The sequence below is a fragment of the Bradyrhizobium sp. PSBB068 genome, assembly GCA_016839165.1.
Lineage (GTDB): Bacteria > Pseudomonadota > Alphaproteobacteria > Rhizobiales > Xanthobacteraceae > Bradyrhizobium.
Window position 1 is genome coordinate 4113220 of the sequence record CP069300.1, and the last position, 19523, is coordinate 4132742.

The window sequence follows — 19523 nt, forward strand, 5'->3', positions numbered from 1 at the left end:
TCTGTCGCGGGCATCATCAGGGGGAAGAACGAATGCGCCGAGCCATCACACTATTGTCCGCGAGCATGATCGCGCTTTCAGCCGGCGCCGCTGCGGCGCAGAACGCCAAGCCCCGCAACCTCATCCTGTTCGTCCCCGACGGCCTGCGCGGCGGCATCGTGACGCCGGACACAACGCCTGCGATGGCCGACATCCGCGACAAGGGCGTCCACTTCAAGAACTCGCATTCGCTGTTCCCGACCTTCACGATGGCGAACAGCTCGGCGCTCTCGACGGGTCACTATCTCGGCGACACCGGCACCTTCTCCAACACGATCTACACCGGCTACACCTCGGTGCCAGCCGGCGACACCGTGGTGCCGTTCATCGAGAACGACGCGGTGCTCGCAGATGTCGACGATCACTTCAATGGCGACTACCTCAACGAGGAGACGCTGCTGAAGATAGCGCGCGGCCAGGGCTTCAGCACCGCCGCCATCGGCAAGGTCGGCCCGACCCTGCTGTTCGACCACACCGATCGCGGCAAGAACACGATCGTGATCGACGATTCCACCGGCGGCAAGACCGGCGTGCCTCTGTCCGACGAGATGAAGGATGCGTTGACCAAGGCCGGACTGCCGCTCGCGACCCCGAGCCGCGGCGACAATGCCAAGGCGGGCGATGCCAAGACGCCCGGCACCACGGTCGCGAACGTTGCGCAGCAGGCCTACATGGCGGATGTCGCGACCAAGGTCGTGCTTCCGATGTTCAAGGCGCGCAACAAGCCGTTCGTGCTGGTGTTCTGGTCGCGCGATCCGGACGGCAGCCAGCACAACACCGGCGACAGTCTCAACACCATCACGCCCGGCATCAACGGCCCGACCTCGATGGCCGGGATCAAGAATGCCGACAACAACCTCGCCCAGCTGCGCAAGGCGCTCGACGAACTCGGGCTTTCCGCCAACACCAACATCATGGTGTCCTCCGACCACGGCTTCTCGACGATCTCGAAGGAGAGCAAGACCAGCCCCTCGGCCAAGGTCGTCTTTGACGACACGCCGAAGGACTTCCTGCCGATGGGCTTTCTGGCGATTGATCTTGCCAAGGCGCTGAACCTGCCGCTGTTCGACCCGAACGACAAGAACGCCAAGGTCGCCGACAATGCCCATCCGAAGGCCGGCAACGGCGTGCTCGGCCAGGATCCGGCCAAGCCCGATGTCGTGATCGCAACCAATGGCGGCTCCGACCTGATCTATCTGCCGAACCGCGACAAGAAGCTGGCCGACCGCGTCATCAAGGCGCTGCTCGAGCAGGACTATGTCAGCGGGCTTTTCGTGGACGACAAGCTCGGCAACTTCCCCGGCACGCTGCCGATGTCGAACCTCAATCTGAAGGGCAAGGCGATGACACCGAACCCGTCGATCGTGGTCAACTTCCGCTCCTGGTCGAGCGGCTGCCCGATCCCGACCAACTGCTCGGTGCAGATCGCCGACACCGTGCTGCGCCAGGGCCAGGGCATGCATGGCAGCTTCAGCCGCGGCGATACCTACAATTTCACCGCGGCGATCGGCCCCGACTTCAAGGCCGGCTACGTCGATCCGCTTCCCGTCAGCAACGCCGACGTCGGCATGACCGCGGCCCAACTGCTCGGCCTGCGCGCGCCGAACAATGGCGGGCTGATCGGCCGGGTGATGTCGGAGGCGCTGCCGAACGGCATCGTGCCGAAGGCGGCCGAGGGCACCATCATGTCGAAGAAGCCGTCGGCCAACGGGCTGCGCACCGTGCTGAAATTCCAGCGCGTGCTCTCGACCCGCTATTTCGACGTCGCCGGGTTCCCGGGACGCACGCTCGGTCTCGAGGAGACCGCCGGCAAACAGAAAACGGCGGGGAAGTGATCCCCGCCGCCGTCGCCTGAAGCCGTTGGTCCGGGGTGATGCGCGCATCATCCCGGGCAATCATCACATCATCCCGATGTCGAACACGTTGGGCAGCTGGGTCGCGAGCGGCAGCGCCGCGGCGCCGACCAGCGTCGCCACCATCGCCGCGAGCGCACGGCCGGAGCGGCGCTTGCCGCGCATCTGGCCGGCGATCCACTCCAGAACCTTGGTGTCGATCTTCGTTCCTTGCGTCGGTGCCCAGCGATCGATCTCGGTGTCAGGCGACAGCGCCACCGTGCGCGGCGGCACCGGCAGGCCGGACTCGGAGGCGGCATGATGGGCGATCGCCTTGGCGAGCAGGTCGTCGAACCGGCCGTCATCGCTGCGCTCGGCAGCCGCCTCGTTGATCGCGAACAGCGCCTCGATCTCGGCCCGGCTGACCGGCTGATGCTCGACCGCGGCCGCCGTCAGGATGCGCGCGCACCAGGCAGCGTCGTCGGCATCGAGCGAACGGGAGAAATGGATACGGCCCTTGGTGGTCGGGCCTTCGCCGGTGATGACGCCGTCGCGCACGATGGTCAGCGCATGGGCGGCGGTCTTGCGGCAGGATGGAGACAACACACCGCTGAGAGCCTCAGCGGTCTTGGTACTTGGGGTAGACATTGTGGGAGCTTTCAATTCCTATCTCAGGCCAGCTTTTCCATGCGGGCGTAAACGAGTGGTTAATGATTCGGAACTTGGGTTCCGAGATTTTTAGATGGTTGCTATTTGGTCGCTTCAAATGCCGTCAGGGTTCGGTTCCTATAGCAGCCCGGGCCGGCGTGATGACCGCGATAAGCGGCTTTATCTAGGCATTTCCAAGCTTTTGTGCAGCAGTTGATGTTTCGCCGCAGGGGGTTGGATCAAAACAAGTTGCTTGGAATTCCACCCCCAAGGAGAAATTTCTCACCTTTTTTCAGAACCCGTTCACTTAAGCCTTGCCGCCTCCTATAGTGATGGCGGGACCTCTAAATCAAATTCACCTGTAACTACAATTAGATGAGGTAAGATCATGGCACTTCAGATTGGCGCCACCGCCCCCGATTTCGAAGCCGAGACCACCGAAGGCAAGATCAAGTTCCACGACTGGATTGGTAGCAGCTGGGCGCTTTTGTTCTCCCATCCCAAGGACTTCACGCCGGTCTGCACCACCGAGCTCGGCACGCTCGCCCGCCTGAAGCCCGAGTTCGATCAGCGCGGCGTCAAGCTGTTGGGCCTGTCGGTCGACCCGGTCGACCGCCACGCCAAATGGTCCGAGGACATCAAGGAAACCCAGGGTGCGGCCCCGAACTATCCGATGATCGGCGACACCGACTACAACGTGTCGAAGCTCTACGACATGCTGCCGGCCTCGACCTCGGGCGATCCCCTCACCCGCACGCCAGCGGATAACCAGACGGTCCGCAACGTCTTCATCATCGGCCCCGACAAGAAGATCAAGCTGGTGCTGGTCTATCCGATGACCACGGGTCGCAACTTCCAGGAGATCCTGCGCGTCATCGACTCGCTGCAACTCACCGCCAAGCATCGCGTCGCCACCCCGGCCGACTGGAAGCAAGGCGAAGACGTGATCATTGCCGGCTCGGTCAACAATGACGAGGCCAAGACGATCTACCCGCAGGGCTGGAAGGAACCGAAGCCCTACATCCGCATCGTGCCGCAGCCGAAGTAACTGTTGGCACGCAACCTCCTGGTGACCCGAGTGCAGCCTGTCATCGTCTGGTTCCGCGACGATCTGCGGCTGTCGGATCACCCTGCCCTGCAGGAAGCGGCCAGCCGCGGCGCGCCCGTGATTGGTCTCTATGTCCGCGACGAACAGAGCCGCGCCCTCAAACCGCCGGCCGCGCGCCCCCTCGGGGGCGCGACGCGCTGGTGGTTGGCGCATTCGCTGCGCGCGCTCGGCAAGAGCTTTGAGGCGATCGGCGGAACGCTGGTGCTGCGCACCGGACCCGCCGCTTCCGTGATCGCCACACTGGCGCGCGAAACCAATGCGGGCGCCGTGTTCTGGAACGACATCGCGCAGGCGCCGCATCAGGCGATTGCCGGCGATGTTGAATCCGCGCTCGCAAGTGACGGCGTCGTCTCGAAAATTTTCCCTGGCGACCTGCTCGTCGACCCCCAAGCGATCCGCAACAAGGACAATCGGGGCCTGCGCGTGTTCACGCCGTTCTGGCGTCGCGTGCAGGGTCTCGGCGATCCGCCAAAGCCGCTGCCGGCGCCGAAGAAGCTCACATCGGTCAGCGGCATCGCGAGCGAAGCGCTTGACGAGTGGAAGCTCGAGCCGACGCAGCCGGACTGGGCTGGCGGGCTGCGCGAGAGCTGGACGCCGGGCGAAGCCGGCGCTCAGGCTCGGCTGAAGGCGTTTCTCGACGACGGCATCGAGGGCTACGCCAATGACCGCGACCGGCCGGACCACGACGGGACCTCGCGCCTGTCGCCGCATCTGCGCTTCGGCGAGATCAGCCCGCGCCAGCTCTGGCATGCCGCCCGGTTCGTTGCCGCCGAGCACCCGCGCCTCGCCGGCGACATCGACAAGTTCCTGAGCGAGCTCGGTTGGCGCGAATTCTGCCGCCATCTGCTGTTCGACGTCCCCGACCTGGCGAAGCGGAATCTGCAGGAGCAATTCGACGACTTTCCCTGGAAGCGTGACGCACGCGCATTGAAGGCCTGGCAGCGCGGCCTGACCGGCTATCCGATCGTCGATGCCGGCATGCGCGAGCTCTGGCACAGCGGCGTGATGCACAACCGGGTGCGGATGGTGGTCGCCTCGTTCCTGGTGAAGCATCTCCTGATCGACTGGCGCGCCGGTGAGCAATGGTTCTGGGACACGCTGGTCGATGCCGATGCCGGCTCCAATCCGGCGAACTGGCAATGGGTCGCGGGCTCCGGCGCCGATGCCGCGCCCTATTTCCGCGTGTTCAATCCGATCCTCCAGGGCGAGAAATTCGATCCCGACGGCGGCTATGTCAGGCGCTGGGTGCCGGAGCTCGCGCAATTGCCCGACGACCTGATCCATCAGCCTTGGACCGCGACGCCGATCGAACTCGCCAGTGCCGACGTCGAGCTCGGCAAGACCTATCCGCGGCCGATCGTCGACCACAAGCAAGGTCGCGAACGTGCGCTGGCGGCCTACGCGAAAATCCGCGGCAAGGGCTAACTTCGGCGGTTGACCAGCAGCACCGCCGCGGCGCAGGCGGCCATGCCGGCAATCGCGACATAATCCAGCCGTTCGCCGAACAGCACATAGGCCATCAGCGCGGTCGTCGCCGGCACCAGATAGAACAGGCTTGCGACCGACGTCGCGGCATGGTGACGGATCAGCCAGTACAACAGCCCGATCGAGCCGATCGACAACGCGAACACCAGCCAGGCCAGCGCCAGCACGAACTCGCTGGTCCAATGCACGACATTGGTCTCGAACAACCACGCGCCAATGCCGAAGAAGATTGTCACCGCGACGTACTGCACCAGATTGCCGGCGCGCCAATCGATCCGGTTGCAGTAGCGGCGCTGATACAGCGTGCCCAGCGTAATGCTGATCAGCGAGACGCCGGAGGCAAGCCAACCCCATCCGGCATCGCCGGTCATCGGGCGGTTGTGCAGGATCAGGACGACGCCGGCGAGCCCGAGCAGCAGGCCGCCCCATTGCAGCGGCGTGACGCGCTCCCCCAGCCAGCGATTGGCGATGGTCGAGGTCAGGATCGGTTGCAAGCCCGGGATCAACGCCGAGAGCCCGGCCGGAATCGAATGCGCGATCGCGATCGCGGTGCCGCCGAGATAGAAGCCGTGCACCAGGATGCCGGCCACCGCGCTGTGGAAGACGCCGGTGCGGTCCGGCCATTTCGGCCGCGCCACCGCCGCGATGACCGCCATCACCACCACCACGAACGCCATCCGGATCGCCAGATAGGTCAGCGGCTCGGCATTGTTGATGACGTATTTGGTGCCGATGAATCCCGTGCTCCACAGCACGACAAAGATCGCCGGCGCCAGGCGAGCGGCAGTTTCCTCGAAGCTCTTGTTCATTGCAGACCGTCATTGCCCGAAGACAAGCCAGCCGGCAATCACGAAGTTTTGCGGGGCTGCTACGCTGGTGCCCCAGGCACATTGCCGTTCCTGCGTTCGTGTCTACAGGGGCGACACCGGGAATGGCTCTCGATTCAAGACGTCAAACGAACAGTCGGTGTCATTACCCTCGACAGGCTTTCGCGGGTGATCCAGTATTCCAGAGACGCTTGTGCTTCAGCCGATAGGGCGCGGCGTGCCTGGATCGCCCGGTCGAGTGTTCAGCCCGGGGACATGACCGACGGGTGTTCGGGGACATAGCCGACACATCATAGTGCACGGATTTGGCAGTATGGGAGGCCAAGTCCATGCCCTGGCGAGAGGTGTCGGTGATAGATCAGCGGGATCGCGATATCGTTCGGCTCTCGCGCGGGCGAGGTCGAGAGTTCTCGCCGGCACGGCGCTGCCGTTCGCTTTCAGTGCGCGACATCGTTGGCTGACGAACGCGTCGACCCCGGCATGCGCCGAGAGCGGCGCGCCACGGATATCGGCATTCCTGCCGGGTGCGAGCAAGCCGGCGCTCGATACCGCATTGGCGCTGGGAATGCGGATCACATGTCCGATGCTGCTGACGTCGTCGCGAGACTTCGGAGACTGGGCCCAGTATCTGACGCGCAACCCGGGCTTCATGTGATCGGCACACGGCGCCGATCGTCATCTGAGGTGATACTTCCTGCCGTTGGTATTCGGGTCGGTATTGTCGCTTGTCGAGAGCAGCAGGACTGGTCCGAAAAAGCTTTTGGTGTCCCGGAACAGCTGAAACCGGCCGCCGCCCTTGGCGGCGATCTCCTGCCGGTCGCTGTTTGCCGGGCCGAGCAGCCTGTCATCCTCGTACAGCCGAGCCGCGCCGAGTTCGCCGTCGAGATATTTGACGGGAATTTGGTAGGCGTGCCCCTCCAGGAAATAGAAGGTACCGCGGACCAGGTTTCTATCGATCGGACTTGGAGGAAGCAGATAAAGGAATGCACTGGACGCCAGCGCAAACAGCGTCGATCCGATCACAATGCGGGTGTTGGCGGAAATCCTCAACGACGTTCGTCCCGAGCTCTTGCTTGCGAGGCGTCTCTGTAGCGCGCGCCTTTATCGCATACAACCGACGGGCATCCGCCGGTTCGCGGTGACGGCAGCGGGATCGGCGCGGCCGCGCGCCTAAAGCGGCGCCTCGCGAATGCGTGAACGGCACCCCCCCGGTTGCCTTCATTTGGGCACCGATCGGGAACAGGCTTGCCGGACTCTGAGCAAGCCGGCCACCGCAGGGGGTGCCTGCAATTGACCTATCGATCCCATAGCAGCTGGCAGGACGCGGATTTACGGAATCTCGTCCGGGTCATCTCGGCATGCACCCTCGGGCTCTGGGCATTTGCGGCCGGCCTCCTGATCGGCACCTTCCTGCTTTGATAGCTGGCCTCGTGAGACCGGCCTGAAATCGGCTCGATGAAATTGACTGGCAGATTGGACCGGCGGTCGCGCCGACAGCCCTACCCGCCACTCAGGTGATGTGCGGCGGCGAACAAGGCGAGCGCGCTCAGCACCAGCGCCGACGCGGCACCGGCAACGCCGCGGGCGAGTTCAGCCTTCGAAAGATTGGACCTGGTTGCCATCACAGCCTCCTGTGCGCGCGAGCCGAGGCGGAGCCGCTCCGGCGGTCAGGCTCGCTGATGGAGACAATCGCACGATGCAGATGAACGCATCATGAGTGAAACGAACGGCGCGCGCCCAGGTTCCAAAATCCGGCGGCAAGGGATCGCCGGACCGGCGCGCCCTACCACTCTTCCGGGCAGGGATCGACGATCTTCCAGAGATCGACCCCGTTCTTGATCTTCTTCATCTCGGTGGTGAGCCCGCCATTGCGGCGGATCCAGTCCTTCACCGTATCCGGGTAATAGGACATCAGGTCCGAGGTGCCCTCGAGGCTGGTGACCTTGATGCCGAAGGTGAAGGCCTTGTCGTAGTAGGCCTGGTGGAAGCCGATGCTGGCCTTCGGCGTCACGCAGATCTTGTTCAGCGGCACGATGCCGAACACCAGCGTGCAGGCCGAGTTGCAGATGCCGTCGATCACGACACGCTCGCGGCGGTCGCGGATCTGCTTGTACTTGGCCTTGTACTCCTCGACATAGCCGCCATGGTCGCGCGTGATGTGCAGCACGGCCCGCGCCGGCGTGACCGCCAGAACCGAGAGCAGCAGGGCGACAAGGGGCGTGATGCGCATGAAATGTTCTAAACCGAGGGAAAGGCGGCCCGGGCGGACCTGACCGCAAGACTCTGGCCGGACTGTGTTGGCAATCCGTTAAGCATCCGCAAAAAGGCAAAATTTGGCGCGCTGTGGCTGATTTCCCGCAGCTTTCGGCCGGATTCCGGGTTAAATGAAGCGTTAGAGGACCTAGGATCGGCTGGGGAAGCCGATTCCAGCGTGAATGCCCGGAGGCCGCCAATGACCACGACCAAGCTTTTCGCCGCCCTCGCCCTGACCGTTTCCTTGGCCATTCCGGCCTTCACGCCGGCCGCTGCGGCCGACCTCACGGCCACGGCGCACCACCGGCATCACCGGCATGCACAGTGGGGCCTGCCCTACCACGTCAGCTACCTGCACAATTACGGCCCCGGTCCGGCGGCCGGCAGCTTCGGCTATTACGACGGCCCGTCGACCAACAAGTGCTACCAGAGCTCGGCCGCCTATGTCGGCCAGGACCGCCGCCGGCATCCCTGCTTCTGAAGGCTTGCGGTCAACGGCCGGCGCAGCGCGCGGACAGCACCCGCCGTGCCGCGCAAGGGCGCTGGCCCTCCCCTTCCAAGTCTGATAAGCGACCCCCGCGGCGCTCGTAGCTCAGCTGGATAGAGCATCGGATTTCGATTCCGAGGGTCGGGAGTTCGAATCTCTCCGAGCGCGCCACTGGCGCACCATCCAAATTATTGGACTTGTCTGGTTTCCCGCCGCGACCTGCGAGCTGGAACCATACCGATAAGCGCTCCTGCTTAACGCTCGCGCGGTTTGGGCTTTCCTTCCTATTGACGCTGTCGGGAGCCGGGGTGGTAGGCTACCGCCATTTCAGGCGGCTATTTTAGATGCGCGATTTATCGGGATTGAACCAGCTTTTGCTGACGGTTTTGATCTTCGTGCCATTCGAGCGACTGTTCGCTGCGAGGCCCCAGAAGATCTTCAGGCGCGGCCTGCTGACCGATATGGCCTTCCTGTTCATCAACGGGTGGCTGGTGTTGATCGGTGTCATCGTCATCATGACGGGGGCCGCTCTGGTCAATCGGTCGATCCTGCCTGCGGCGGTGACGCAGGCGATCGACGACCTTCCCTATCTGGTGCAAGTGCCCATCGTGATCCTGATCGCGGACCTCGGCATCTACTGGACGCACCGCATCCTGCACGTCGTGCCCGCCATGTGGCAGATCCATTCGGTTCATCACGCGGTCGAGGTGCTGGATTGGCTCGCGGCGATTCACCAGCACCCGCTCGACGTGATCTTCATGAAGGCCGGCGCGCTGTTTCCACTTTACGCGCTCGGCTTCTCCACGGAAGCGATCGCGACTTATCTCCTCGTGTACTACTGGCAGACTTGGCTGGTTCACGCCCATGTCCGCCTGGGCTCTGGGCCGCTGCGCCGCATCCTGGTGTCGCCGGAATTCCACCACTGGCACCACAGCAGCGAAGCCGAAGCCAGGGACAGGAACTTTGCCGGATTGTTCTCGTTCTACGATGTGCTGTTCGGGAGCGCCTACCTTCCAAAGGAGAAGAAACCGAAGACATTCGGCATCGATCATCCGATGCCGTCGAACTATCTGGCGCTGCTCGCCTACCCGTTCATCGCCTGGACCGCAAAGCATCAGCGCAGCGATCCGTCGGCCATCCAGCCCCAAATGTCGAACGGCGGCGAGCCCGCACAGCCACGCCACAGCGCGCCGACAGGCTAGCCGCGCACGCCCTTCGCGCCGAACCAGCGGCGACAGGCGCGGCTGAAGCTCGTTGCATCCGTGTAGCCGAGCGCGGTCGCCATCTCGTCGCGCGACTGCGTGCCTTCCGCGAGCATCGTCCGCGCCCGCTCGCGCAGCACCCTGTCGAGCAGCGGGCGGAAGGCGCAGCCCGCCTCCGCCAGCCGCCGCACCAGCGTCCGCCGCGAGGTGCCGACGAGGCGCGCGGCATCCTCCTCAGCCAGACGATGCGGCAGCCGCGCCGCGATCAGGCTCTCGACCATCCGCACCAGCGCCGCAGCGTCCGAGCGTGGCTTCTCGACCGCTTCGAGCGCTTCGATCGCCTTGGCGTGCAATTCCGGATCGGCAAACGGCGACGGCCGCACGCACAGCGCATTCGGCACGTCGAAGGCGAAAGCGGCCGCGTCGAACTTCACGGCGCAGGAATAATGCTGCATGAGCCGCTCTGCGCCCGCGGGTGGCGGCCACGGAAAGTGCAGCGTCGCCTGGTCGATCGCATCCTCGAGCAGCTGCACATAGACGGCGTGCACGTTGAGGCTCACCGCCAGCGCCACGGCGCGCCACAGCGCGCCGTCCATAGGCACCGCTGGAGCGATCTCAATCTGGATCGAGCGCGCGGTACGGCGCAACCGGTTGCGGATGAAGGGCGCGCGGGTCGATCCGAAGCGCGCGCCGATGTTGAGCGCATCCGCGACGGTCGGCGCCGTCCTGGTCGCGACATCGAGCGCCCCTTGCAGCGATGTCGACCAGACCGCCGCGGCCGACAACGGCCACAGCTCGCCATGCGCCCGGGTGATGTTGGCGGCGAGGAGCACCAGCGACGACACCGGCATGTGTGCGCCGGGCTGGTCGAGCGCGCCCTGCTGGATTCCGGTCCCCTTCAGCAGCTCGTCGCGCTCGCTCCGCGTCCTGCCGAACGCCCGCACCAGCGCCCGCGCGTAGCTCGCGGCCACCGGCGTGCGAAGGGCATCCGCCTCCGATCCCTGCATTGCGTCGGCGCCCTCCCTGGCGAGCGTCCGGCCAAATCGTTTGGCGCAAAATGCCACAAATTTGGCCTATTGGGAACTGGCGGCGCAGGGCCGCCTCGCGGCATCCTTGCTGCAACAATGGCGAACGCCGCCTCGAAAGAGCTGCTGGAGGGAATGCGATGATCTTCACGGGCACCAATGCCGCCGGCGAAACCATCACCTACAAGGACGGCAAGCGCTATTTGTGGATGCTCTCGTTCATCCCGCCGCTGATCCCGCTGTTCTCCTACTGGTGGTTCCTGCAGACGCACAATCCGCTGGTCACGCTGATCCCCTTCGTCTTCATCTTCATCCTGATCCCGCTGCTCGATGTCGTCTTTGGCGAGGACACCCACAATCCGCCGGCGGAAGTCGTCGCCGCAATGGAGGCCGATCCGTATTATCTGCGGCTCGCGCGCTTCAGCGTGGTGTTTCCCTGGGTGAACTACATCGCGCTGATTGCTTTCTTCGGCACCCAGGAACTGCCGTGGTGGTCCTACGTGGCGCTGCTACTCGGCGTCGGCACCATCGACGGCGGCACGCTGCTGGTCGGACATGAACTCGGCCACAAGTCGGACAGGCTCAACATCTTGTTCGGCATGCTCGCCAATTGCGCGGTGGGTTACGCGCATTTCCGCATCGAGCACAATCGCGGCCATCACACCTGGGTCGCAACTCCCGAGGATCCCGCCAGCGCGCGCTTCGGCGAATCGATCTATGCGTTCGCAACGCGCGAGTTGCCGGGTGCCTTCAAGCGCGGCTGGCGCAATGAGGCCGAGCGGCTGACCCGTCGCGGCGAGCCGGTCTGGTCGGTCAACAACGAAATCCTGCAGGGCTTCGCGCTGACGCTCGTCGTGGCAGCCATTCTGATTGCGGTGTTCGGCTGGAAGGTCGCGCCGTTCATCGTCGCGCACCATTTCCTCGGCTGGTACGCGCTGACCCAGGCCAATTATGTCGAGCACTACGGCCTGTTGCGCGAAAAGCTGCCGAACGGCCGCTACCAGGCGGTCGAGCCGCGCCACTCCTGGAACACCAACCACATCGTCTCGAACCTGATGACGTTGCATCTGCAACGTCACTCGGACCACCACGCCAACCCGATGCGCCCCTACCAGTCATTGCGCGATTTCGACGACATTCCGCGGTTGCCGAACGGCTACACCGGCATGTTCGGACTGGCTGCGATCCCGCCGCTCTGGTTCCGCGTGATGGATCCGAAGACCTTGGCCTGGGCCGGCGGCGACAGGAGCAAGCTCAATCTGGGCGAGCGGCCGCACACCGAGCCCGGCATCGCAACGTCGTAGCTGACATCGCCCGGCTTCCGGGCAGGTGGTGGCGGTCCTTACGCGGACCGCCGCTTCATCGCGCCGATGCCGAGGAAGGCGCCGTTGACGGACGGATACTGGCTGGTGAACTCGAACGTGTCGAAGATGGGCGCTTCGAACTGCTTCAGCGCCGTCCACAGCAGCGTCGTATCCGGGCAAGCCTGGGAATGGATGTCGTGATGCGCGATGATCCTGGCGTGTGAGCGCACCAGCAGATGATCCAGCATCGCGCCGCGCAGGCTGTGATCCCCGTCGATGAAGACGAAATCGGGCTTCAGCTGCTCGACATGCGCCGCGACCAGCGGCGAGGTTGAATAGTCCTGCATGTAGACCGGCTCGATGCCGCCCTGCTGCTGCAGCAGATCGAAATAGGTCGAGATGAACGGCGTCGGCGCGATCGGATCGAGCGCGATCACTGTCTTGAGGTCGGCACCGCTGGCCCTCAGCCACTCCGTCACCAGAATGAACATGCCGCCCCAGCGGCAGCCGATTTCCATGTAGGAGGAAATGCCGGTCGCGTTGCGCGCAAGCCAGGCCAGATACGGCGCGAGCTGGTTCGGATACTGCCAGAGGTGCAGACCCCTGCCGAAATACGGCGCAAGCTCCGGCGGCTGCTCACGCAGCAGCTCGTCATTGAGGCCCAGCGCAGGGATGAACTGCCGTTCGAGGAATTCCACGTCCAGGCGTTGAGCCGGGGTCAGTGCTGCGATGATGCCGATCGCCTCGCGAACAAACGGCGCAAGATCGGCGAAACGCTGGTACCGGTCGGCTGGAGCAAACTGGGCGGTGAGCATCGGCGCAATCACACGGACGGCTGGAGTGAGACGCGGAGACCCAAGTCGTCGCGCCTCCGATGATTGAACGGATAGGACATCCGTCTCGGGCGCAAAATCTCGCAATCGGCCTCAAATAATCCGTCCCGCTGGCACGTCCCGTTGCCGGGTTGCCTTCACCCACTCGGGATCTTGGCCCGCACCGCCTCCACGCCGGCGTCGGTGACGCGGTATCGGCGGCCCAGTTCCGGGACGATCCAGCCCTTCTCGATCATTCCGGCAATGGTGCTCGGGCCGACGCCTGCGGGAAACGAACGGCGGTTGCGGATCGCATCGATCGCGACCCGCTCGAGATGGGTCGCAACGTGCGACGGGCGGGCGCGAAACGCCTTGGCCATGATGAGTACGGACAACACCTCGGCGCGCCGCCGCACGGCCGACGCGCTGCGGGTCAGTTCGTTGCTGATCTCGAGTGCATTCTTGCCGGCCCTGGCGAGTTCTCTGAGCCTTTCGTCCTCGTCAGGGCTCCAGCGCCGCACGATCCCCATCTGCCCCTCACCGCCTGAATACCCACCTCGAACCGATGCATACGCAGGCAGCGCTGATTTGCCATGTGACTTTCGGCACCTCTTGAGGTGACGTCGAGACTGTCGCCATCAAGAGGGCCGATCGTCGACGTTTGTCTCACTTAGTGCTTGCTGGGTTCGAGCGTGACGAGCACGCCGGTCGGTTCGGGCTCGTGCGGCCGCAGCGAGGTCAGCTCCGGGTCGCTCCAGTCGGCGAGGCTCACCACCTCGCCGGTCTGCCCCGGCATGCCGGAGCTCTGCGCCGGTTCGAGGACCTTGAGTCCGCTGGTGTCGACGAAGAATGTATGCTCGCCGAATACGCTGTTCAGTTGCGCCACGGCAGAATGATCGTCCGGAAGCACCTGGGCGTTCAATTGCGTCATGGTCTGTTTGACTTGCGTGGCATTCAGCTTCATCCGCTGCTCCTTTGTTGGTTCCGGCCCTGGCTGTTTCCTCGGCTGGTTCCTCCCCGCCCGCGCCCCTCGCCGGAGGCTTCAAGGTCTCGAACCGATCAGGCCACGAAACGTTCCGCACGCGCAACGCATTGACCCGTCCGCGCGGTTCCACACTTGCCGCTGTACGAAGTAGCGGAGACTATGTCCGCGTGCGCTCCGCCGGCCGCATGTGGATCAGCGCATCGAGCACGAGGACGAGCACAGGGCGCTGCTCCTCGTTGACGAGCTCGGTCTTGAAGATCACCACGGCGTCGCGCCGCTCCGGCCTGAGGGTGATCTTCTGGATTTCGGATTGGCCGGTCAGCGTGTCTCCCGGGCGGACCGGGCTCGGAAGACGAATTTCAAAACTCCGCCCGACGATACCCGCCACCTTGCTCCAGATCGCCTCCACGACGAGGCGCTGATAGATCGCCATGGTGTTGAAGCCGCTTGCGATCAGACCACCGAACGGACCCGCCGCCGCCGCGGCGCGATCGGTATGGATCGGCACCGGATCATATTTTGCTGCGAACGCCAGAATCTCCGCTTCCCCGATCGCGTAGGTGCCAAGCTTGAATGTCTGGCCCTCGGTGAGATCTTCCGCATACAGCATCGCGCGCCTCCATCTGCCGCGCGACGATAGCCGAACGCTGCGGGCTTTCCATTACCTCCGGGGTCATGAACTTCGCGCGCGACCGCCCTGCGCGAATCCGAGACGCGAGCAGGACCGGCCGCGCGCCTTTGAGCGCGCATCCCGCGCTATTGCAGCCGCGCCGCCCTCGCCTTGGCGGCCTTCACGGTGTTCTCCATCAGGCAGGCGATCGTCATCGGGCCGACACCGCGCGGCACCGGCGTGATCGCACCGGCGACCTGCAACGCCTCGTCGAACGAGACATCGCCGCACACCGCATAACCGCCGTCCGGCTTCTCGACGCGCGTGGTCCCGACGTCGATCACGATGGCCTGCGGCTTGATCCAGTCGCCGCGCACGAGCCCGGCCTTGCCCACCGCGCTGACCAGGATATCGGCCTGCCGGCAGATGCTGCTGATGCCACGGGTGTGGACGTGGGTCTGCGTCACGGTCGCCTGCTCCTGCAGCAACAGCGCGGCCATCGGCTTGCCGACGATGTTGGAGCTGCCGATCACCACGGCATGCGCGCCGGTGAGATCGGGGCGGATCGATTTGATCAGCCTGAGACAGCCGAGCGGCGTGCACGGCACCAGCGCATCGTCGCCGTGAAAAAGCCGGCCCGCGTTCAGGGCGTGCAGGCCGTCGACATCCTTTGCGGGATCGACCGCGGCCATCACCCGCAGGGCGTCGATATGCGCCGGCAGCGGCAGCTGGATCAGGATGCCGTCGATGTCGTCGCGCCCGTTGAGCGCCACGATCCGGGCAAGCAGATCGGCCTCGCTGGCGTCGTCCGGCAGGCGCTCGACCTCGCCGCGCAGGCCAAGCCGCTCGGCCATCCTGACCTTGCTCTGCACGTAGATCTGGCTCGCCGCGTCACAGCCAACCAGCACGACCGCAAGCCCCGGCGCGCGGGGCAGTCGGTCCAGTTCACTCGCAACCTTGTCGATGACAATTTGGGCATGCGCATGCCCATCAAGAATGTTCGCCGTCATGGCACCTCCGTTTCGAAGCGGTGCCCAGGCGCGCGGCGTTCAGTCTCTGCGCTCCCCGATGGTGGTCCATCCAAGCGCCAGTCGCGCAGATGGCGCCGTCATAGCCGTCCGGCCCGGCAAAGGCAAATCACGCTCGGTTGCGGCCGGACCGGCGACGAATTGCCCCTGTTCTTGCCAGTGGATCGGCGGCGGGCGGGGCGTCCCTGGGGGTAGGATTCGGGCAAAACTTGCGATAAGCCTCGGCGCTTGCCGGGCTTTTCCGATCCCCGGCGCCATCCCTTCCGGTCATCACGCCATTTCGGACATTTTCAACATGAGACATATCATCTTCGCGCTGGCGCTCCTCTGCCCGGCAGCCGCGCTTGCCCAAGGCACCACTCCAGCCACCACGCCACCCGCTGCCGCCGACAAGCCGGCGGGCGCGCAGCCGATGGTGGGCGACAAGCCGCTGGTCCAGGTCGGCAAGAAGTCAGCCGGCAAGAAGGGCGAGAAGGCTGCCACGCCCGGTAAGCCGCAATCGGCCGCGCAGAAGCTTCAGGCCTGCCAGGACATCGACGACGCCACCAAGGAGCGGTTGATGTGCTACGATGAGATCTTCAAGCCGCAGCCCAAGCCGAAGGCCGCCCCCGCCAAGGGCGTCAACGAATGCCGGTTCGTAAAGGAAGAGGACGAGCGGCTGACCTGCTACAACGGCTTCGCCGACAAGATTCCGCGCCTGCCGCGCTAACCCGCCTGATCATGCGGACATGAAAAAGCCGCCGCAAGCATTTGCGACGGCATATCGGTTGCCGGCTGCGGCCCTACCAGGTGCCGAAACCGCCAAAGAAGCCCATGCGCGGCTGCTGCTGTGCAACGCGGTAAGGCTGATACGTGCCGGGCTGCGCCAGCCGCATCGGCTGCTGGGGATGGGCATGGTAACGCGCAACCTTGTGCTTCTTCGCCGCCTGCGGCTGGGCCTGCGCCGGCTGCTCGGCTGGCTTAGCGTCGGCTACGACTGCGCCCTTGCGCGCGTCAGCCTTCTCCGGCGGAATGAACTGGGCGAAGGTGTCGCGGACGCGGGCCTGTGCCGAGGCGTCGCCGGCAGCCGCCGGGCTCGTCGCGGCGACCGCGTTGACCTGCGCCGGAACGATGGTCGGCAGGTTGGTATCGTAGACCACCCGCTCAGGCAGCTTTTGGGTCGACCTGATCCGGACCATGGTCTTGTCGACGCCCGGCGATGAGATGGTCTGGCTTTGGCCGGGAACTACGGCCTCCTGCGGCACAATGGCGTTGACGACGAAGAGCAGCGCGAGCAGCACTCCACCAACGAACAGGAAATAACGCGCCACAGGCATCTTGGTAGCTCCCCCCGCGCCACGGGCGCGGTTCATCTCGGCGCGACGACATCAGTCATCGCGCGGGCGAATTCATCGTCTGCGCATGATTACCCGGACAGTCGCCATCCCGCGCTTCCGGGCCGTTCACTAACGGTCGGCTTACTAGTTAGTTCCTGCCTGGCCGTTACGGTTCACCCGGCAAGTCAATTCCCGGTCACTTTTTCGGGATGCAGGGTTTAGGCGCGGCTGGCGGTCACGACGGAGCATTTCGCCTTGTTTGCGTTAACATTTACGAACCCGATTAACATCTGCGAGTAGGTCTTCCGGCTCTTCATGGCGATGGTGTCCGGGATGAGCCGCTTGCGCTCGGTCATAGGGCTGCCGTCGCGGCGGATGAAGGCGCAGGCGATCTCGATATCCTTGACCGCGAAATCGTTGGCGTTGCGCAGTGTCAGCGTGACCAGCATCTTCGAACCCAGCCCGCCGCGGCGCCACGATTGCGAGGCGATCCGCACCCTGTTCAGCGGCGATCGTTCGGCGCCCGGGCCGGGCTGCCTCAACTCCTCGGCCGGCTGCGGGGCAGCGGCCATGCCGACCGTGGCCGGCTCATCGGCCGGTACGGCCAGCCCCTCTCTTGCGGCCTGGGCGGGCTGCGCCCCGGTCGGCACATCCTGTGCGGTGCGGATGGTGGCTGAAGGCACCGGCCAGATGTCTTGATCTCCGCCGTCGCTCGGCTCGGGGAGCATGAACCAGGCGACAATTCCGGCGATGGCGATCAGCGACAGCAGCATGCTGGCGTAGAAGCGGCCGTCAGCGAGACGTCCGGCCGCAACATGTCGAAACGACGCCAAACCGATCCGCATCGTCGTGCCCTCACCCTCGACGCTCGATCAAGCCGCCCCATCGCCGCAGGCGGCATCCAGGACGGCCGCAGGTCGAGCGGCCACGCGAGAACAATCGCCGCCGGACGGAATGGTTTCATACCGGTACGACAATCTTGCGACGTACTGCACGGAGTGGCATCAGGGCTGGCCGCTCGCTAGATTTGCGCTGCACGGGAGCGAGTGCCGCGCACCCGAGCGGCGCGAGAACAACAAGGAGATCGCAATGCCCGTCGTCGTCACGTGGGACCACGTCCATCTGCGCAGTCCCGATCCCGAAGCCACAGCGACCTGGCTGCGCGACATTCTCGGCGGCGAGATCGTCCGCGGCCCCGGCCGCATCGACGTCCAACTCGGCGGCGCCAGGGTTTTCATTGCGGAGGTGACGCAAGGCGACGGCGTCAATGCCCCGCCGGTGACGCCCTATCAGGGGCTCGATCATTTCGGGCTGTCGGTGAAGGACATCGACGCGGTCGCGGCCGAGATCAAGGCCAAGGGCGTCGAGTTCACCAAGGAGCCGACCACGATCCGCCCCGGCGTACGGATCTGCTTCATCCGCGGCCCGCAGGGCATCTCGATCGAACTGCTCGAGCGCGACAAGAAGTACGTGTGAGCGACGATTGCCTCGCTACGTCATGCTACCCGGCATGAAACAGCGGATCGTCACGCCCATGTAGCTCTTGATCGGCCACACCATCGCGCGGCCGGCCCGGTTGGGCTCGGTGACCACGGCCTCGTCGGGCACGTCAATCCACGTCCCGTCGAGGCGCACGCGATAGTGTCCGTTCTTCGATTCCCAATCGACATCGCTGACCGCACTGCCGTCGGCATCCGAGCAGCACGGCCCCTTGCCGCTACGCAGACCGTCGAACCATTCCTTCAGCGGCGAATTGGCGTAGCGGCCGTCAGGATCACGCGCCTGTGCAAGCTGCGCAGCGGCGACCGACGTAAGCGCGACCAGACCAAGCGACAGAAACACTCTCATGCGGCCGCGACGACGGTCAACCAAGGTTCCGGGCAAGATTCTGGGCTCGTCGTTCCGGCCTGCCAAGCGGCCGCCAGCTTCCAACCTGTCTGTCATGTATGTTGCTCCAGCACTCACCGGCCAGTGCAACCAGAGCCATGCATTTCGCGGGCCAGTTCGATTCGCGCGCACGGTCCGCTGTCATCGCGCCGTCACACCGCCTGGCAGGAACCGAGGGTTCACGGCTTCTCCGGACCCCCCCCCGGAATCAACCTGCCGCATTGCACGAGGTTGCTCGCTTTGGCATAAAAAACCAATCCGGATTGCTGCGGGCGCGGCAGCCGGTCCAATGGAACGTTATGAAGAACGGGCTGTACTCAATCCACGTCACCCTGCTGGACGGACGCGTCGGCAAGGGCAGCGGGGTGATTCTCTTCCGCGACGGGCAGATTCTCGGCGGCGACGGCTATCTCTATTACACCGGCAGCTACACGGTGAAAGGTGACGCGTTCAAGGGCGAGATCCTCGTGCAACGCCACACCACGCCGCGCGACACCGATAATCCGTTGTTCGGCGGACCCGCGCCGGTCGGCATCGGCGTCTCCGGCACCTTCACTGACACCCGCGGCACCATGAGTGGAACCGCGCTGGTCGGCAAGGCGAGCCTGATCTTCGGCGCAACGCTGCACAAGCTCGCGGATATCAATTAGCGGTTCGGCAGTCGCAGCACGGTTC

General features: G+C 64.7%; 22 protein-coding genes and 1 tRNA gene. 10 read left to right on the plus strand and 13 right to left on the minus strand.

Features of this window, described 5'->3' with window-relative positions; all coding sequences use genetic code 11:
- The first annotated feature begins 32 nt into the window (after positions 1-32).
- On the plus strand, positions 33-1874 hold the full coding sequence (locus JQ507_19105) for an alkaline phosphatase family protein (protein ID QRI67114.1): 1842 nt from the start codon (positions 33-35) through the stop codon (positions 1872-1874).
- Between the two features lie 63 nt (positions 1875-1937).
- On the opposite strand, the gene JQ507_19110 is transcribed toward JQ507_19105, so the two are convergent.
- Positions 1938-2519, minus strand: coding sequence for a hypothetical protein (locus JQ507_19110; protein QRI67115.1), 582 nt, complete (start codon positions 2517-2519; stop codon positions 1938-1940).
- A gap of 388 nt (positions 2520-2907) precedes the next feature.
- Here JQ507_19110 and JQ507_19115 point away from each other — a divergent pair, with 388 nt between their 5' ends.
- Together JQ507_19115 and JQ507_19120 are read left to right on the plus strand one after the other, a co-directional pair.
- A complete protein-coding gene (locus tag JQ507_19115; protein ID QRI67116.1) occupies positions 2908-3567 on the plus strand; it encodes a peroxiredoxin in 660 nt (219 codons plus the stop codon).
- A gap of 21 nt (positions 3568-3588) precedes the next feature.
- On the plus strand, positions 3589-5052 hold the full coding sequence (locus tag JQ507_19120) for a deoxyribodipyrimidine photo-lyase (GenBank protein QRI73414.1): 1464 nt from the start codon (positions 3589-3591) through the stop codon (positions 5050-5052).
- Here JQ507_19120 and JQ507_19125 read toward each other — a convergent pair.
- The 3 genes from JQ507_19125 to JQ507_19135 form a co-directional block, all read right to left on the minus strand.
- Positions 5049-5921, minus strand: coding sequence for a DMT family transporter (locus JQ507_19125; GenBank protein QRI67117.1), 873 nt, complete (start codon positions 5919-5921; stop codon positions 5049-5051). The genes JQ507_19120 and JQ507_19125 overlap by 4 nt on opposite strands.
- 693 nt (positions 5922-6614) lie before the next feature.
- On the minus strand, positions 6615-6962 hold the full coding sequence (locus JQ507_19130; protein ID QRI67118.1) for a hypothetical protein: 348 nt from the start codon (positions 6960-6962) through the stop codon (positions 6615-6617).
- Between the two features lie 760 nt (positions 6963-7722).
- The gene (locus JQ507_19135) at positions 7723-8169 is read right to left on the minus strand and encodes a hypothetical protein (protein ID QRI67119.1); all 447 of its coding nucleotides are present in this window, start codon (positions 8167-8169) and stop codon (positions 7723-7725) included.
- Positions 8170-8391: 222 nt separating this feature from the next.
- Between JQ507_19135 and JQ507_19140 the strand changes: the two genes are divergently transcribed.
- The 3 genes from JQ507_19140 (at position 8392) to JQ507_19150 (ending at position 9881) form a co-directional block, all read left to right on the plus strand.
- Positions 8392-8673, plus strand: a complete 282-nt coding sequence (locus tag JQ507_19140) for a hypothetical protein (protein QRI67120.1) — start codon at positions 8392-8394, stop codon at positions 8671-8673.
- Between the two features lie 100 nt (positions 8674-8773).
- Positions 8774-8850, plus strand: a tRNA-Arg gene (locus JQ507_19145).
- A 173-nt stretch (positions 8851-9023) separates the two neighbouring features.
- On the plus strand, positions 9024-9881 hold the full coding sequence (locus tag JQ507_19150; GenBank protein ID QRI67121.1) for a sterol desaturase family protein: 858 nt from the start codon (positions 9024-9026) through the stop codon (positions 9879-9881).
- Here the strand turns inward: JQ507_19150 and JQ507_19155 are convergent.
- Positions 9878-10888 (minus strand): AraC family transcriptional regulator ligand-binding domain-containing protein, encoded by a 1011-nt coding sequence (locus JQ507_19155; protein QRI67122.1) that lies wholly within the window; start codon positions 10886-10888, stop codon positions 9878-9880. The genes JQ507_19150 and JQ507_19155 overlap by 4 nt on opposite strands.
- A 158-nt stretch (positions 10889-11046) precedes the next feature.
- On the opposite strand from JQ507_19155, the gene JQ507_19160 reads away from it, so the two are divergent.
- The gene (locus JQ507_19160) at positions 11047-12210 is read left to right on the plus strand and encodes an alkane 1-monooxygenase (protein ID QRI67123.1); all 1164 of its coding nucleotides are present in this window, start codon (positions 11047-11049) and stop codon (positions 12208-12210) included.
- 38 nt (positions 12211-12248) lie between these two features.
- Here JQ507_19160 and JQ507_19165 read toward each other — a convergent pair whose 3' ends face one another.
- The 5 genes from JQ507_19165 to JQ507_19185 all read right to left on the minus strand — a co-directional run bounded on the left by JQ507_19165 (position 12249) and on the right by JQ507_19185 (position 15627).
- On the minus strand, positions 12249-13025 hold the full coding sequence (locus JQ507_19165; GenBank protein QRI67124.1) for a hypothetical protein: 777 nt from the start codon (positions 13023-13025) through the stop codon (positions 12249-12251).
- 155 nt (positions 13026-13180) lie between these two features.
- Complete coding sequence (locus JQ507_19170; protein ID QRI67125.1) at positions 13181-13552, minus strand: hypothetical protein; 372 nt, start codon at positions 13550-13552, stop codon at positions 13181-13183.
- A 140-nt stretch (positions 13553-13692) separates the two neighbouring features.
- Positions 13693-13986 carry a hypothetical protein gene (locus JQ507_19175; protein ID QRI67126.1) on the minus strand — a complete coding sequence of 98 codons (294 nt, stop codon included), beginning with the start codon at positions 13984-13986 and terminating at the stop codon, positions 13693-13695.
- A 178-nt stretch (positions 13987-14164) separates the two neighbouring features.
- Positions 14165-14617 (minus strand): MaoC family dehydratase N-terminal domain-containing protein, encoded by a 453-nt coding sequence (locus tag JQ507_19180; GenBank protein ID QRI67127.1) that lies wholly within the window; start codon positions 14615-14617, stop codon positions 14165-14167.
- Between the two features lie 146 nt (positions 14618-14763).
- Positions 14764-15627, minus strand: coding sequence for a bifunctional 5,10-methylene-tetrahydrofolate dehydrogenase/5,10-methylene-tetrahydrofolate cyclohydrolase (locus tag JQ507_19185; GenBank protein ID QRI67128.1), 864 nt, complete (start codon positions 15625-15627; stop codon positions 14764-14766).
- Positions 15628-15940: 313 nt separating this feature from the next.
- Here JQ507_19185 and JQ507_19190 point away from each other — a divergent pair, with 313 nt between their 5' ends.
- Positions 15941-16354, plus strand: a complete 414-nt coding sequence (locus tag JQ507_19190) for a hypothetical protein (protein ID QRI67129.1) — start codon at positions 15941-15943, stop codon at positions 16352-16354.
- A gap of 73 nt (positions 16355-16427) precedes the next feature.
- On the opposite strand, the gene JQ507_19195 is transcribed toward JQ507_19190, so the two are convergent.
- Positions 16428-16961 (minus strand): hypothetical protein, encoded by a 534-nt coding sequence (locus JQ507_19195; protein ID QRI67130.1) that lies wholly within the window; start codon positions 16959-16961, stop codon positions 16428-16430.
- Between the two features lie 218 nt (positions 16962-17179).
- Positions 17180-17806 carry a hypothetical protein gene (locus tag JQ507_19200; GenBank protein QRI67131.1) on the minus strand — a complete coding sequence of 209 codons (627 nt, stop codon included), beginning with the start codon at positions 17804-17806 and terminating at the stop codon, positions 17180-17182.
- A 244-nt stretch (positions 17807-18050) separates the two neighbouring features.
- On the opposite strand from JQ507_19200, the gene JQ507_19205 reads away from it, so the two are divergent.
- The gene (locus tag JQ507_19205) at positions 18051-18437 is read left to right on the plus strand and encodes a VOC family protein (protein ID QRI67132.1); all 387 of its coding nucleotides are present in this window, start codon (positions 18051-18053) and stop codon (positions 18435-18437) included.
- A 15-nt stretch (positions 18438-18452) separates the two neighbouring features.
- Here the strand turns inward: JQ507_19205 and JQ507_19210 are convergent, their stop codons facing one another.
- Positions 18453-18785: a hypothetical protein gene (locus tag JQ507_19210; GenBank protein QRI73415.1), complete on the minus strand. Its 333-nt coding sequence runs from the start codon at positions 18783-18785 to the stop codon at positions 18453-18455.
- Between the two features lie 362 nt (positions 18786-19147).
- Between JQ507_19210 and JQ507_19215 the strand changes: the two genes are divergently transcribed.
- Positions 19148-19498, plus strand: coding sequence for a hypothetical protein (locus tag JQ507_19215; GenBank protein QRI67133.1), 351 nt, complete (start codon positions 19148-19150; stop codon positions 19496-19498).
- Positions 19499-19523: the final 25 nt, after the last annotated feature.

Bases quoted from the DNA above. Each gene is read 5' to 3' on its own strand.
- JQ507_19105 (QRI67114.1), top strand. From the start codon at position 33: ATGCGCCGAGCCATCACACTATTGTCCGCGAGCATGATCGCGCTTTCA.
- JQ507_19110 (QRI67115.1), bottom strand. From the start codon at position 2,519: ATGTCTACCCCAAGTACCAAGACCGCTGAGGCTCTCAGCGGTGTGTTG.
- JQ507_19115 (QRI67116.1), top strand. From the start codon at position 2,908: ATGGCACTTCAGATTGGCGCCACCGCCCCCGATTTCGAAGCCGAGACC.
- JQ507_19125 (QRI67117.1), bottom strand. From the start codon at position 5,921: ATGAACAAGAGCTTCGAGGAAACTGCCGCTCGCCTGGCGCCGGCGATC.
- JQ507_19135 (QRI67119.1), bottom strand. From the start codon at position 8,169: ATGCGCATCACGCCCCTTGTCGCCCTGCTGCTCTCGGTTCTGGCGGTC.
- JQ507_19140 (QRI67120.1), top strand. From the start codon at position 8,392: ATGACCACGACCAAGCTTTTCGCCGCCCTCGCCCTGACCGTTTCCTTG.
- JQ507_19150 (QRI67121.1), top strand. From the start codon at position 9,024: ATGCGCGATTTATCGGGATTGAACCAGCTTTTGCTGACGGTTTTGATC.
- JQ507_19155 (QRI67122.1), bottom strand. From the start codon at position 10,888: ATGCAGGGATCGGAGGCGGATGCCCTTCGCACGCCGGTGGCCGCGAGC.
- JQ507_19160 (QRI67123.1), top strand. From the start codon at position 11,047: ATGATCTTCACGGGCACCAATGCCGCCGGCGAAACCATCACCTACAAG.
- JQ507_19165 (QRI67124.1), bottom strand. From the start codon at position 13,025: ATGCTCACCGCCCAGTTTGCTCCAGCCGACCGGTACCAGCGTTTCGCC.
- JQ507_19170 (QRI67125.1), bottom strand. From the start codon at position 13,552: ATGGGGATCGTGCGGCGCTGGAGCCCTGACGAGGACGAAAGGCTCAGA.
- JQ507_19175 (QRI67126.1), bottom strand. From the start codon at position 13,986: ATGAAGCTGAATGCCACGCAAGTCAAACAGACCATGACGCAATTGAAC.
- JQ507_19180 (QRI67127.1), bottom strand. From the start codon at position 14,617: ATGCTGTATGCGGAAGATCTCACCGAGGGCCAGACATTCAAGCTTGGC.
- JQ507_19185 (QRI67128.1), bottom strand. From the start codon at position 15,627: ATGACGGCGAACATTCTTGATGGGCATGCGCATGCCCAAATTGTCATC.
- JQ507_19190 (QRI67129.1), top strand. From the start codon at position 15,941: ATGAGACATATCATCTTCGCGCTGGCGCTCCTCTGCCCGGCAGCCGCG.
- JQ507_19195 (QRI67130.1), bottom strand. From the start codon at position 16,961: ATGCCTGTGGCGCGTTATTTCCTGTTCGTTGGTGGAGTGCTGCTCGCG.
- JQ507_19200 (QRI67131.1), bottom strand. From the start codon at position 17,806: ATGCGGATCGGTTTGGCGTCGTTTCGACATGTTGCGGCCGGACGTCTC.
- JQ507_19205 (QRI67132.1), top strand. From the start codon at position 18,051: ATGCCCGTCGTCGTCACGTGGGACCACGTCCATCTGCGCAGTCCCGAT.
- JQ507_19215 (QRI67133.1), top strand. From the start codon at position 19,148: ATGAAGAACGGGCTGTACTCAATCCACGTCACCCTGCTGGACGGACGC.